This window comes from Sphingopyxis indica, from assembly GCF_032879645.1.
Taxonomy (GTDB): domain Bacteria; phylum Pseudomonadota; class Alphaproteobacteria; order Sphingomonadales; family Sphingomonadaceae; genus Sphingopyxis; species Sphingopyxis indica.
The window spans coordinates 2,747,021-2,759,825 of sequence record NZ_CP076394.1 but is presented as its reverse complement, the minus strand read 5'-3'; the positions used below and the strand labels follow the sequence as shown (position 1 = coordinate 2,759,825).

The following is a 12,805-nucleotide window of genomic DNA, read 5'->3' as shown; positions in this document are numbered from 1 at the left end:
CGGCGCGAATCCCGCCATCGACCCATTATGGACCTCGCCCTCGCCATCGACCATGTGCAGGTCGCCATGCCGGTCGGCGGCGAGGCGGAGGCGCGCGCCTTTTTCGGCGGCCTGCTCGGCCTTGCCGAACTGCCCAAGCCCGCCGATATGGCGGCGCGCGGCGGTTGCTGGTTCGCGCTCGGCGACCGCCAGCTGCACATGGGCGCCGAACGCGATTTCCGCCCCGCGAAAAGGGCGCATGTCGCGCTCGCGACCGACGCGCTCGACGATCTGCGCGCGCATCTCGAACGCGCCGGCTTCACGACGCACGACGACAGCGTGATTGACGGGCGGCACCGCTTCTTCACCGAAGACCCCTTCGGCAACCGGATCGAATTCATGGACAGGACGCCGCGCGCATGAGTTTCAACAGCTTCGGACGCGTTTTGCGCTTCACGACCTGGGGCGAAAGCCATGGGCCGGCGCTCGGCGCGGTCGTCGATGGCTGCCCGCCGCGGCTGTCGCTGTCCGAAGAGGACATCCAGCCCTTCCTCGACAAGCGGCGCCCCGGCCAGTCGCGCCATACGACGCAGCGCCGCGAGCCCGATCAGGTGCGCATCCTGTCGGGCATTTTCGAAGGCAAGACGACCGGCACGCCGATCAGCCTGATGATCGAGAATGTCGACCAGCGCTCGAAGGATTATGGGGAGATCGCGCAGGCCTATCGCCCCGGCCACGCCGATTATGCCTATGACGCCAAATATGGCATTCGCGACTATCGCGGCGGGGGACGGTCGAGCGCGCGCGAAACCGCGGCGCGCGTTGCGGCAGGGGCGGTCGCGCGGCTCGTCATCCCCGAGGTGCAGATCCACGCCTGGGTGGCGGAGATCGGCGGCGATGCGATAGATCCTGCCAATTTCGACCTTGAAGAGATTGATCGTAATCCCTTTTTCTGTCCCGATCCCGCCGCCGCGCAGCGCTGGGAAGGCCTGATGGACGACGCGCGCAAGGCGGGCAGTTCCTTGGGCGCGGTGATCGAATGCGCGGCGAGCGGCGTTCCCGCCGGCTGGGGCGCGCCCGTCTATGCCAAGCTCGACGGCGACCTTGCCGCCGCGATGATGGGGATCAATGCGGTCAAGGGCGTCGAGATCGGCGCCGGCTTCACCGCGGCAAAGCTGCGCGGCGAGGAAAATGCCGACCCGATGCGCCCCGCGAGCGACGGCAGCAATCGCCCCGATTTCCTTTCGAACAACGCCGGCGGCATTGCGGGCGGCATTTCGACCGGCCAGCCGGTCGTGGTGCGCGTCGCCTTCAAGCCGACGAGTTCGATCCTCACGCCGGTCGCGACGGTCAACCGCGCGGGCGAGGCAACCGATATCGTGACCAAGGGGCGGCACGACCCCTGCGTCGGCATCCGCGGTGCGCCGGTGGTCGAGGCGATGATGGCGCTCGTGCTCGCCGACCATAAATTGCTGCACCGGGCGCAGTGCGGGTAGAGCCTGATGACATGAGATTGAAACACCGCCTCGCTCCCTGTCGTCATTCCGGCGAAAGCCGGAATCTCGCCGTGGCCTTTTACCGTGAGCGCGAGATTCCGGCTTTCGCCGGAATGACGATTCAGACGAAGAAGAGCGGGTGCTAGCGGCCGATGATCGCCGCTGTCGAGGCCTTCGTCACCGAGCATCAGGCGGTCATCGGCCTCGTCATCCTCGGCCTGATGTTCGTCGGCTTCGTGATGGAGCGCTTTCCGGCGACCGTCGTTGCGATCCTCGGCACCTGCACCTTCCTCTTCCTCGGCATTTTGACCGGGAAGGACCTGTTTTCGGTTTTTTCCAACTCGGCGCCGGTGACGATCGGCGCGATGTTCATCCTGTCGGGCGCCCTGCTGCGCACCGGGACGCTCGACGCGATCGCGAGCCGCATCATCGCGCGCGCGAAGCGGCACCCAAGGCTGGCGCTCGCCGAGATGTTCCTCGGCGTCTATGTCGCGTCGGCGTTTCTGAACAACACGCCGGTCGTCGTGGTGATGATCCCGATCATGCTCAAGCTGGCGAGCGCGCTCGGCATCAGCGCCAAGCGGCTTTTGATCCCGCTCTCATACGTCTCGATCCTCGGCGGCACGACGACCCTGATCGGCACCTCGACGAACCTGCTCGTCGCGGCGGTGGCGGAGGATAACGGGCTCGACCGCTTCGGCATCTTCACCATCACGCCCGTAGGCATGGTGGCGGGCGTCGCGGGCATATTGTCGCTCGTCCTGATCGCGCGGCGCTTCCTGCCCGACGATACCGCCAGCCAGATCGCGCTCAGCCAGGAACATCGCAGCTTCCTGTCCGAAGTGCGTATATTGAAGGGCGGCAATCTCGTCGGGCGCCGGCTACGCGACGTTCCGTTCACGAAGCGGGCGAGCGTCAAGCTCGTCGGACTGAAGCGCGGCTCGGCGCTGCGCCGCACCGGGCTTGCCGACGAAATACTCGAAGCCGACGACCGGCTCGTCCTGCGGCTCGACCTTTCGGAGCTGCTGTCGATGCGCGCGAACAAGAATGTCGCGATCGGCCTCACCGCGGGCAGCGAGGAAGTCGACCAGGACGACGAAGCGATCGTCGAAGCGATGATCGCGCCGAGCCACCCGGCGATCGGCCGGCGATTGCTCGAAATTCCCTTCCTCTCGTCGCTCAAGGTGCGCATCCTCGGCATCGCGCGCTTTCGCAAGACTCCGGGCCCGGACCTTCCCAATGCCCGCGTCCAGGCGATCGACCGCATCCTCGTCACCGGTCCCACCGAACAGATCGAACAGCTTTACGGCAATCCGCACCTCTATGGCGTCGGCACGACCAGCGAACGCGAATTCCGCCGCGCCAAGGCCCCGATCGCGATCGGGGCGCTGCTCGGGGTGATCCTGCTCGCGAGCTTCGACCTGATGGACATCGGCGTCGCGGCGATCATCGGCGTCGGGCTGATCCTCGTCACGCGCTGCATCGACGCCGACGAGGCGTGGGATTCGATCGACGGCAATGTGCTGGTGCTGATCTTTGCGATGCTCGCGGTCGGGCTCGCGCTCGAAAATTCGGGCAGCGTCGCGCTGATCGTCGGCGAACTGACCCCGCTGCTGCGCGAGGTGCCGCCATGGGCGCTCGTCGTCGCGACCTATCTGGTGTCGGTCCTGCTGACCGAGGTGGTGACGAACAATGCGGTCGCGATCCTCGTCACCCCGCTTGCGATCGCGCTCGCCCGCGATCTCGGCGTCGATCCCTATCCGATGGTCGTTGCGGTGATGTTCGCCGCTTCGGCGAGCTTCGCGACCCCGATCGGCTATCAGACCAACACGCTGGTCTATGCCGCGGGCAATTACCGCTTCGTCGATTTCTTCCGCGCGGGCATTCCGATGACGCTCGCGGTCGGTTCGGCGACCTGCGTCGCCATCACTTTGCTCATGTAGCTTCTCAAAAAACTCGCGATTGCCCGCGGACCGGCGGACTGTTACGCCCCCGGCTTTATGCTTGCGACGGGTCGCGCAGGGCAGGACGAGGAGGACAGGGATGAACGAGGCAACGGCCGCTACGCCGGAAAAGGGCGAAGAGGCAAGGGCCAGGCGGCTGCAATGGCGGATGCTGGTCGGCTTTGCCGTGGGCCTGTTCACGGGACTAGCCGTCCATTATGGCGCGGCGGACGCGCCGTGGGTCGACACCGTGACCACCTATGTCACCGGACCGATCGGCCAGATATTCCTCCGCCTGCTGTTCATGCTGGTGATCCCGCTGCTCGTGTCGGCACTGATCGTCGGCGTCGCCGAAATGGGCGAGATGCGGGCGCTCAAGACGGTCGGACTGCGGACGCTCTTCTACACCATCATCGTGTCGTCGGTCGCGGTCGCGGTCAGCCTGGTGATGGTCAACGTGCTGCGGCCGGGCGCGGGGGTCGATCCGGTGCTCGCCAATTCGCTGCTCGCCGAGGGCGCGGCGCGCGCCGGGGCGATCATCGAGAGCGCGCATGAATCGAAATCGGGCATCGACGCGGTCGTCGCGATCGTCCCCGACAATTTCTTCAACGCGATGAGCCAGAACGACGTGCTCGCGGTGATGTTCTTCGCGCTCTTTTTCGGCATCGGGCTGATGCTGGTCCAGACGCCGCAGACGCAGGTGCTGAAGACTGCGATCGAGGGCGTGTTCGAGGTTGCGATGCGGCTGATCGGCCTCGTCATCCAGCTCGCGCCGATCGCGATCTTCTGCTTCATGTTCAATCTGGCGGCGCATTTCGGCTGGGATCTGATCGCTCGGCTTTCGGCCTATGTCCTCGTCGTGCTGCTTGCGCTCGGCCTGCAGATGTTCGTGATCTTTCCGGTCATCCTGAAGCTGTTCGCGAAAAAATCGCCGATCGCCTTTTTCCGCGAGACGCAGGAAGCCTTCGTCATGGCCTTTGCGACCGCCTCGTCGAACGCGACGCTGCCGACGTCGCTGCGCGTCGCACACGACCGGCTGCGCCTTCCCGACCGGGTCGCGCGCTTCGTGCTGACGATCGGCGCGACCGCGAACCAGAATGGCACCGCGATGTTCGAAGGCGTGACGGTGATCTTCCTCGCGCAATTCTTCGGCATCGACCTGACGCTGACGCAGCAGATCTCGGTGATGCTCGTGTGCATTCTCGGCGGCATCGGCACCGCGGGGGTTCCCGCGGGATCGCTGCCGGTGATCGCGCTGATCCTCGCCTCGGTGGGGGTGCCGCCCGAAGGGATCGGGCTGGTGCTCGGGGTCGATCGTTTCCTCGACATGTGCCGCACCGTCCTCAACGTGATCGGCGATCTCGTCGCCGCGACGGTGGTGTCGGCCGGGGTCAAGGATGAGCCGGCAATGACCGCAGCGCCGCCCGCCTGATCGCGGCTATTCGTTGCGGGCAGCGCGAGACCGCGTGCTCCGGTCCGCGCGCGCGGCGGGGCGTGCTGGCGCGATTCTCGGCTCGGAGCGCGCCGGTGCCGGTCGCGCCGCCGGTGCGGGCCGCGCCGGTCGTGCCGTCGCGGCCGGGCGGCTGGGGCGGGGCGTCGGGCGCGCTACGGGCTGTCTCACTGGCCGACGGTGTCCGGCGGCCTCGCCGGGCGCATCGGAAGACAGGCCGGGACGCTGTGGTCGCGGCCGCACGGCGGCGGGACGATCGGGGCGCTGCGGACGATCTGCGGCGGGCGGCCTGCTGCCGGGTCGCGCTCCGTCCGATCGATCGTCGTCGCGATGACCGTTCCAGCCGCCCGGACGGCCAGGTCGGTTCGGCCGCCCCTTATCATCGTCGCGATCATGTCCGTTCCAGCCTCCCGGGCGGCCGTCATGGTCCCTGTCGCGGTCGTGCCCGTTCCAATTGCCGGGGCGGCCAGGCCTGCCGGGACGGCCGTTCCAGTCGTCGCGATCGCGGCGATGCTTCCACCAGGCGCGGCGGCCGCCCCAATAGTTGAGGTAGCGGCCGTTCAGCGGATAGCGGTTGCGGTAATTGTCGTACATCCACAGGCCATAGCCGGGGTAGAAATAATTATCGTACCAACCGCCGCCAAAGCCGATGCTGACGAAGCCGCTGCCATAGTCGGCCGCATCGTAGCAGTCGTACCCATAACCATCGTCGTAAGCATAGGGGTCGTAGTCATAATAGGAATTGCCGCAGGCATAGCCCGCCCCGCCATAGCCGGCGCCATAGACGTCGCCGTAATAGCAGCCGCCGAGCGTCGTCGTCGCGAGCGCGCCGAGCGTGAGCGAAAGGGGACGGCGGAAATATTTGCGCATGGGTTCGATCCTTGCGAAAATCCGACCACGCGGATCTTCGCTTTCGCTGCCTGAATGGCCGAGGCGAGTTGAATTTGCGCTGAATGGGCGCGGCGCGGCGGACGCACGTTACTTGCATCACTGTCAGTAGTGCGATAGCCTTTGCATCAGGCGAGATGGATGGAGAGTCGCGCACGATGAATGCCCCGGCGAAGATCGAATGGTCACAGGCGCGTTTCGGGCCCGACACGCAGCATTGGTTGCCGCGCAGTTCCGGCAGCAGCCTCGACCATATTCCCGGCGACGACGGCATCCCGGTTTTCGGCACGACGCTCGCGCAGCTCAAGGACCCGACCGGCTTCACCAACCGTATGGTGGCGCGCTTCGGCAAGGTCTATCGTGCGAAGAGCTTCGGCGGCCGCGGCGTTTCGCTCGTCGGGGCGGAAGCGAACGAGCTGGTGCTCTTCGACCGCGACAAGCTGTTTTCGTCCGAACAGGGGTGGGGGCCGGTCCTCAATCTGCTCTTCCCGCGCGGGCTGATGCTGATGGATTTCGACAAGCATCGCGCCGACCGCAAGACGCTGTCGGTCGCGTTCAAGCCCGAACCGATGCGCCACTATGCCGGCGCACTCAACGACGGCATCCGCGACCGCGTCGCCGCTTGGAGCGGCAAGACCTTCCCCTTCTATCCGGCGATCAAACAGCTGACGCTCGACCTCGCCGCGACGAGCTTTCTCGGCATTCCATGGGGGCCGGAGGCGGAGAAGGTCAACAAGGCCTTCGTCGACATGGTGCAGGCGTCGATCGGCATCGTCCGCGTGCCAATGCCCTTTACCGCGATGGGGCGCGGCGTCGCGGGCCGCAAATATCTCGTCGACTATTTCACACAGATGGTCCCCGAGCGCCGCGCGTCGTCGGGCGAGGACATTTTCACGCAAATCTGTCAGGCGAAGGACGAGGGCGGCGACTATCTGTCGGTCGAGGCGATCGTCGATCATATGAATTTCCTGATGATGGCCGCGCACGATACGATCACCAGCTCGATCACGTCGCTCGTCTGGCTGCTCGCGAAGCACCCCGAATGGCAGGACAAGCTGCGCGAGGAGATGCTCGCGGTCGCGCCGGCGGGCGAGGGCGTCGGGCATAACAGCCTCGGCGAACTCGAACTCACCGAAATGGCGTTCAAGGAAGCGCTGCGGCTGATCCCGCCGGTCCCCGCGATCCCGCGCCGCGCGCTGCGCGATTTCGAATTCGGCGGCTATCACATACCCGCCGGCACCAACATCGGGATCAATCCCGCCTACACGCATATGATGGCCGAATATTGGCCCGAGCCCGAGCGGTTCGATCCGATGCGCTTCGCGCCCGAGGCGGTGCGCGGGCGGCACAAATATGCGTGGGTGCCCTTCGGCGGCGGCGCGCATATGTGCCTGGGGCTCCACTTCGCCTATATGCAGGCGAAGATCTTCTTCCACCATGTGCTGACGACGCACCGTATCACGGTCGCCGAGGGCTATGCGCCCGACTGGCAGATGTGGCCGATCCCGCGGCCGAAAGACGGGCTGACGGTGCGCTTCGAGCCGATCTGAGCTTGCGGGCCGGAGCGGGCTGAGCCACCGTGCGGCGGTGAAGAGTTTCCGCCCCTATCTCATAGGTTTCGGCATCGCCGTTCTGCTCACCATCGCGGCTATCCGCGCGATGGCCTGGCTGCGCGCGCATCCCGAGCACGACCCGACCGCACGCTTCGAACTCGCGCAGCCGCAGGGCTGGGCGACGCGACGCAAGCTGCTCGCGCTCGCCGGCGACGACACGGCCTGCTTTGCCGCCTTCGACCGCGCGGGCGCGGGCTACGAGCGCCGCGCGCCGATGGGCGAGGGCGCGTGCCGCGCGAGCCAGCGGATGATCCTGACGGGCAATGCGTTTGTACCGACGATGCAGCCTGCAAATGCGGCGCCCGGCTGCGCGGTCACCGCGGCGATGGCGCTGTGGACGCGCGATGTCGTCCAGCCGCTCGCGCAGAAATATTTCGGGCAGAAGGTCGCGAAGCTCGAAAATCTCGGCAGCTATAATTGCCGCAAGATTGCCGGGCGGCAGGCGCAGAGCGAGCATTCGACCGCCAATGCGATCGACATTTCGGCGTTCGTCTTTGCCGACGGGACGCGCGTATCGCTGATCAACGACTGGGATCAGGGCGACCGCCGCAGCGAGTTCCTTCATGCGGTGCGCGACGGATCGTGCGACCTGTTCAGCACCGTGCTGTCACCCGACTATAACCGCGCCCACGCCGATCATCTGCACCTCGACATGGCGGTGCGGACCGCGGGATGGTCAGTATGCCGTTAGCTTAGACGGTAAAGCTCTCGCCGCAGCCGCACGCGCCCTTGGCGTTGGGATTGTCGAAGACGAAGCCGGCGGCGAAATCATCCTCGACCCAGTCCATCGTGCTGCCGATCAGATAGAGGACCGAGGCGCCGTCGATGTAGAAGGTGCCGCCCGGCGTCTCGATCTTTTCGTCGAACCTTTCCTCTTCGGTCACATAGTCGACCGAATAAGCGAGCCCCGAACAGCCGCGGCGCGGCGTCGACAGCTTGACGCCGATCGCGCCTTCGGGGGCAGCGGCCATCAGCTTCGCGACGCGCGCTTCGGCATTGGGCGTCAGCGTGACTGCGGTGGGGCGGGTGCGGGTTTTTGTTTCGGTCATATCTCCACTCCTAACCCCCTCCTCTTCAGAGGAGGGGTAGCGAGACTTGCGAGCTTGCTCGCTAGTCGCAGCGGGGTGGTGCTCCTGCACGGTGCTCACCACCCCAAAACTCCTCCTCTGAAGAGGAGGGGCTTAATCCTTCACAGCATCCCCAGTTCGAGCCGGGCCTCGTCGCTCATATTGGCGGGCGACCAGGGCGGGTCCCAGACGAGATTGACTTCGGCATCGCCGACCCCCGGAACCGCGCCGACGCGCAGTTCGACCTCGCCCGGCATCGATTCGGCGACCGGGCAATGCGGCGTGGTCAGCGTCATCGTGACCATCACATGCCCCTCGTCGATCTCGACATTGTAGATCAGGCCCAGATCATAGATGTTCACCGGGATTTCGGGGTCGTAAATGTCCTTCAGCGCATTGATGACGGCTTCATAGAGGTCGCCGCCGACCGCATTGGGGTCGGCCGCCGGGGGTCTGGCGGTAAGGAAGCCCTCCAGATAGTCGCGCTTGCGCTCCAGCTTTTCGGGTGCAGTCTCGGCGTCGGCGACGCGCGCCTTGGGCGGCGCCTCGACGCTGGTGACTTCCTCGACCCTGATGCTGCTGTCCTCACTCATCCGAAAATCCTTTCGACGCGCGCCAGTCCTTCGATCAGCGCGGTCACATCGTCTTCATTGCTATAGAGCCCGAAACTCGCGCGCGCGGTCGCCGGAACGCCCAGATGCTCCATCAGCGGCTGCGCGCAATGGTGCCCGGCGCGGATCGCGACCCCGCTTTCGTCCAAGATAGTGCCGATGTCGTGCGGATGAACCCCCGCCATCGCGAAGCTGACGATTCCGGCGCTGTTTTCGGGGCCGAACAGGCGCACGCTGTTCTTGCGTGCCAGCGCTTCGCGCAACCGCCCGACAAGGGCGCATTCATGCGCATGGATCGCGTCGAGCCCGATCGCATCGACATAATCGACCGCGGCCGCGAGCCCGAGCGCCTCGATAATCGCCGGCGTCCCCGCCTCGAAGCGCGTGGGGGCGGGGGCATAGGTCGTCTTGGCAAAGGTCACGCGGTCGATCATCGACCCGCCGCCCTGCCACGGCGGCAGCGCATCGAGCTTGTCGCTCCACAGCACCCCAACGCCGGTCGGGCCATAGAGCTTGTGCCCCGAAAAGACATAATAGTCGCAGCCGAGCGCCGACACGTCGACGGGCAGCCGCGGCACCGCCTGGCAGCCGTCGATCAGCAGCTCGGCGCCGACGCGGTGCGCGAGATCGGCGGCACGCGCGACGTCGAGCGGGCTGCCGAGCACGTTCGAGACATGGGCGAAGGCGACCATATTATGCTCGGAGGTCAGCAGCCTTTCGGCGGCATCGAGGTCGATGCGGCCGTCGTCGGTGAGCGGGCAAACGTCGACCTGCCACCCCGCGAGCTGCCACGGCACGATATTGCTGTGATGCTCGAGCACCGACAGCAGCACGCGGCCTTTCTTCGGATGCGCATAGGCGACGAGGTTGATCGCCTCGGTTGCCCCGCGCACGAACGCCACCTGCTCCTCGCGTGCACCGATAAAGCCCGCGATCCGCCGCCGCGCCGCTTCATAGGCAAGCGTCATGTCGGCCGAGCGCGCATAGACGCCGCGGTGGACGGTCGCATAGTCGCGGCCCATCGCGGCGACCGTCGCGTCGATCACCGCCTGCGGCTTCTGCGCGGTGGCGGCGGTGTCGAGATAGTGCCAGCCGGGGGTCAGGCCAGGGAAGTCCTTCCTCAAATCCTCCCCGGAACGGGGAGGGGGACCGTCCGCAGGATGGTGGAGGGGCACAGGCGGTTTGCGCGATGTATCGGTGGAGCGTGTCCCCGAGGGTGCCCCTCCACCAGCTTCGCTGGTCCCCCTCCCCGTGCCGGGGAGGATTTTTGCGTCGCCGCTCACACCAATTCCCCCAGCTTCGCCAGCGCCAGTTCCTGCAACCGCGCTTCATCCTCGGCGCCGTCGAACACGCCGGCGACGAACGCCTGCAGCAATATCGTCTTCGCCTCCGCCGGCGGCATCCCGCGCGACTGGAGATAGAATAGCGCCTCTGCATCGAGTTCGCCGATCGCGCAGCCGTGCGCGCACTTCACATCGTCGGCGAAGATTTCGAGTTCGGGCTTGGCGTTGGCCGTCGCGCTACGCTCGATCAGCATCGCCTTCACATCCTGCTCGCTGTCGGTCGCCTGCGCATCGCGCGCGACCGCGACCTTGCCGAGATAGGTGCCCGTCGCGGTTCCGCCGAGCACCGAGCGCACGACCTGCCGCGACGTCGCGCCGGGCTCGGCATGGGTGACGGTGGTGATGATCTCGAGCGTTTGCTCGCCGCCGCCGATCTGCGCGGCGCCGAGCGTGAAGTCGGCGCCCTCGTGCAGCGTGACGGTCAGTTCGATGCGGCCATAGGCGCCGCCGATGTTGAGCAAATGCAAAGCCGCCTTGGCATTCCTGCCGATGCTCATTTCGATCTGATGGATGCGGCCTTCATCCTGCACGATCGCGCGTTTGAAATCGCCGCCCGCGGGCACGACGATGCTCTCGGGCGCGGGCAGCGGCCAGAGGCGCGCCAGCGCCTCGATATCGCTATAGCGCCACGCCTCATCGCGGCGCGTGGGGAGGGAAGCCGTGGTCACGCCGCGACCTCCCACGCGTCGTCACCCCGGACTTGATCCGGGGTCCACGCGGTCATGGATGCCGGATCAAGTCCGGCATGACGATGAAAGGAAAGGTGCGTGTAGATGCTCAAGTCGCCACCTCCGCATAGCCATGCGCTTCGAGTTCGCGTGCGAGTTCGGGGCCGCCCGACTTGACGATCCGGCCGGCGGCGAGGACGTGGACGAAATCAGGCTCCACATAGTCGAGCAGGCGCTGATAGTGCGTAATCAGCAGCACCGCCTTGTCGGGACGCCGCATGATCGTGTTGATGCCTTCGCCGACGACGCGCAGCGCGTCGATGTCGAGCCCTGAGTCCGTTTCGTCGAGGATCGCGAGTCTGGGATCGAGGATGCCCATCTGCACCATCTCGTTGCGCTTCTTCTCGCCGCCCGAAAAGCCGACGTTCACCGGGCGCTTGAGCATGTCCATGTCGAGCTTCAAGAGCCCCGCCTTCTCGCGCGCGAGTTTCAGGAAATCGCCGCCCGACAACGGTTCTTCGCCGCGTGCCTTGCGCTGGGCGTTCAGGCTCTCGCGCAGGAACTGGACGTTCGACACGCCGGGGATCTCGACCGGATATTGGAAACCGAGGAACAGGCCCGCCGCAGCACGCTCGTGCGGGTCGAGGGCGAGGAGGTCGAGCTCCTCTCCATCGTCATCCCGGACTTGATCCGGGGTCCATTCCGGCGCCGCAGTCGTGGATGCCGGATCAAGTCCGGCATGACGAGGATCGGTGAGGGTCACCGACCCCTCGGTCACCTCATACCCCGGCCGCCCGCCGAGCACATAGGCAAGCGTGGATTTACCCGCGCCGTTCGGCCCCATGATCGCATGGATTTCGCCCGCGTTGATGCTGAGCGACAGGCCCTTGAGGATCGGCTTGTCGGCGACGGCGGCGTGGAGGTTTTCGATTTTGAGCATAAATTTCTATCTATGATATTTGGTAGTGATCGGGGCGCGGTTTCTTACTTCCAAGCGCGAGACTAAACTGTTTGACTATGCGAGCAGCGGTGCTTCCCACGCAACCAACGCGCCGCGCCCGTCACCGAGGCGGGAGCATTTTGTCGTTATTGCCGACGACTGGCTGCCGCCCGTTGGGCGGCCTCATGCCGTCAGCCGCGCGGGCCTCGTTCGATGAGCAAGCCGTCGTCGTGAATAAGCTGATTACCAGTCGAGGTGTTGGGCAAAATTGCTTTCACATATCGCATGAAATTTACGTTGCGCTGGACCGAATTTGTCGAGCGATCGCGCGCTAGATAGGCATCATAATTTCCCTTGCATGCCCTGAACGCGTCAGATCCACTGATAAACACGCCGCGCCGAAAATCCTTCTGGTTTCGGATCGCATCGGAGACGCATCCCATGAACGAAAGCGTTTCAGGAGCGAGTGTCTTGTCCTGAGCGCGAAGCTTGACGGCTTGACGATCCATATCGTCGAATAATGTGCGCAGGCTTCGCCGCGCTTCGAGTCCGTCTGCAAAATAGAAACGGTTGAGTATCGGATCCGCTTCGGCAAGAAGCGAATCACGAACGGCTGCGCAATCGGCCGGGCCAGGCTCAGCGTAAATGCATGTTCCGTAGGCGAGGGCGAAGGGAACACTCGCCCCTTCGATATAGGAGGTAGAAGTTGCCACTGCGCTGGGAGCGACGCCGCATGTCAGTACGGCAGCACTGGCAACAGCGAACAATTTTTTCAGGCCATTTTTCTGAGTCATGATCATCTCCTCA

At 65.4% G+C, this 12,805-nt stretch carries 13 protein-coding genes; 6 read left to right on the top strand and 7 right to left on the bottom strand.

The window, feature by feature from the left end; genetic code table 11:
- Window positions 1-27 precede the first annotated feature (27 nt).
- The 4 genes from KNJ79_RS13110 to KNJ79_RS13095 all read left to right on the top strand — a co-directional run bounded on the left by KNJ79_RS13110 (window position 28) and on the right by KNJ79_RS13095 (window position 4,850).
- Entirely contained in the window at window positions 28-402 is a 375-nt protein-coding gene (locus tag KNJ79_RS13110; protein WP_317151397.1) for a VOC family protein, read from the top strand.
- The gene (aroC, locus tag KNJ79_RS13105) at window positions 399-1,475 is read left to right on the top strand and encodes a chorismate synthase (protein ID WP_317151396.1); all 1,077 of its coding nucleotides are present in this window, start codon (window positions 399-401) and stop codon (window positions 1,473-1,475) included. Before KNJ79_RS13110 ends, aroC begins: the two co-directional genes overlap by 4 nt.
- 152 nt (window positions 1,476-1,627) lie before the next feature.
- Window positions 1,628-3,418: an SLC13 family permease gene (locus KNJ79_RS13100; RefSeq protein WP_089217452.1), complete on the top strand. Its 1,791-nt coding sequence runs from the start codon at window positions 1,628-1,630 to the stop codon at window positions 3,416-3,418.
- Between the two features lie 100 nt (window positions 3,419-3,518).
- Window positions 3,519-4,850: a dicarboxylate/amino acid:cation symporter gene (locus KNJ79_RS13095; RefSeq protein ID WP_317151395.1), complete on the top strand. Its 1,332-nt coding sequence runs from the start codon at window positions 3,519-3,521 to the stop codon at window positions 4,848-4,850.
- Between the two features lie 6 nt (window positions 4,851-4,856).
- On the opposite strand, the gene KNJ79_RS13090 is transcribed toward KNJ79_RS13095, so the two are convergent.
- Window positions 4,857-5,738: a hypothetical protein gene (locus KNJ79_RS13090; RefSeq protein WP_317151394.1), complete on the bottom strand. Its 882-nt coding sequence runs from the start codon at window positions 5,736-5,738 to the stop codon at window positions 4,857-4,859.
- Between the two features lie 176 nt (window positions 5,739-5,914).
- On the opposite strand from KNJ79_RS13090, the gene KNJ79_RS13085 reads away from it, so the two are divergent.
- Window positions 5,915-7,306 (top strand): cytochrome P450, encoded by a 1,392-nt coding sequence (locus KNJ79_RS13085; RefSeq protein ID WP_317151393.1) that lies wholly within the window; start codon window positions 5,915-5,917, stop codon window positions 7,304-7,306.
- Window positions 7,307-7,343: 37 nt separating this feature from the next.
- Complete coding sequence (locus KNJ79_RS13080; RefSeq protein ID WP_317151392.1) at window positions 7,344-8,060, top strand: extensin-like domain-containing protein; 717 nt, start codon at window positions 7,344-7,346, stop codon at window positions 8,058-8,060.
- 1 nt (window position 8,061) lies between these two features.
- Here the strand turns inward: KNJ79_RS13080 and KNJ79_RS13075 are convergent, their stop codons facing one another.
- The 6 genes from KNJ79_RS13075 to KNJ79_RS13050 all read right to left on the bottom strand — a co-directional run bounded on the left by KNJ79_RS13075 (window position 8,062) and on the right by KNJ79_RS13050 (window position 12,792).
- Window positions 8,062-8,418: a HesB/IscA family protein gene (locus KNJ79_RS13075; RefSeq protein ID WP_317151391.1), complete on the bottom strand. Its 357-nt coding sequence runs from the start codon at window positions 8,416-8,418 to the stop codon at window positions 8,062-8,064.
- 140 nt (window positions 8,419-8,558) lie between these two features.
- The gene (locus KNJ79_RS13070; protein WP_317151390.1) at window positions 8,559-9,029 is read right to left on the bottom strand and encodes an SUF system Fe-S cluster assembly protein; all 471 of its coding nucleotides are present in this window, start codon (window positions 9,027-9,029) and stop codon (window positions 8,559-8,561) included.
- A complete protein-coding gene (locus tag KNJ79_RS13065) occupies window positions 9,026-10,171 on the bottom strand; it encodes an aminotransferase class V-fold PLP-dependent enzyme (RefSeq protein ID WP_317151389.1) in 1,146 nt (381 codons plus the stop codon). Before KNJ79_RS13065 ends, KNJ79_RS13070 begins: the two co-directional genes overlap by 4 nt.
- A 155-nt stretch (window positions 10,172-10,326) precedes the next feature.
- Window positions 10,327-11,058, bottom strand: coding sequence for a SufD family Fe-S cluster assembly protein (locus KNJ79_RS13060; protein ID WP_317151388.1), 732 nt, complete (start codon window positions 11,056-11,058; stop codon window positions 10,327-10,329).
- 109 nt (window positions 11,059-11,167) lie between these two features.
- A complete protein-coding gene (gene sufC, locus KNJ79_RS13055; protein WP_317151387.1) occupies window positions 11,168-11,998 on the bottom strand; it encodes a Fe-S cluster assembly ATPase SufC in 831 nt (276 codons plus the stop codon).
- A gap of 191 nt (window positions 11,999-12,189) precedes the next feature.
- Window positions 12,190-12,792 carry a hypothetical protein gene (locus tag KNJ79_RS13050; protein WP_317151386.1) on the bottom strand — a complete coding sequence of 201 codons (603 nt, stop codon included), beginning with the start codon at window positions 12,790-12,792 and terminating at the stop codon, window positions 12,190-12,192.
- Between the last annotated feature and the right edge of the window lie 13 nt (window positions 12,793-12,805).

Coding starts and splice junctions, on each gene's coding strand:
- sufC (WP_317151387.1), bottom strand. CDS start 11,998: ATGCTCAAAATCGAAAACCTCCACGCCGCCGTCGCCGACAAGCCGATC.
- KNJ79_RS13050 (WP_317151386.1), bottom strand. CDS start 12,792: ATGACTCAGAAAAATGGCCTGAAAAAATTGTTCGCTGTTGCCAGTGCT.
- KNJ79_RS13075 (WP_317151391.1), bottom strand. CDS start 8,418: ATGACCGAAACAAAAACCCGCACCCGCCCCACCGCAGTCACGCTGACG.
- KNJ79_RS13070 (WP_317151390.1), bottom strand. CDS start 9,029: ATGAGTGAGGACAGCAGCATCAGGGTCGAGGAAGTCACCAGCGTCGAG.
- aroC (WP_317151396.1), top strand. CDS start 399: ATGAGTTTCAACAGCTTCGGACGCGTTTTGCGCTTCACGACCTGGGGC.
- KNJ79_RS13110 (WP_317151397.1), top strand. CDS start 28: ATGGACCTCGCCCTCGCCATCGACCATGTGCAGGTCGCCATGCCGGTC.
- KNJ79_RS13100 (WP_089217452.1), top strand. CDS start 1,628: ATGATCGCCGCTGTCGAGGCCTTCGTCACCGAGCATCAGGCGGTCATC.
- KNJ79_RS13090 (WP_317151394.1), bottom strand. CDS start 5,738: ATGCGCAAATATTTCCGCCGTCCCCTTTCGCTCACGCTCGGCGCGCTC.
- KNJ79_RS13085 (WP_317151393.1), top strand. CDS start 5,915: ATGAATGCCCCGGCGAAGATCGAATGGTCACAGGCGCGTTTCGGGCCC.
- KNJ79_RS13095 (WP_317151395.1), top strand. CDS start 3,519: ATGAACGAGGCAACGGCCGCTACGCCGGAAAAGGGCGAAGAGGCAAGG.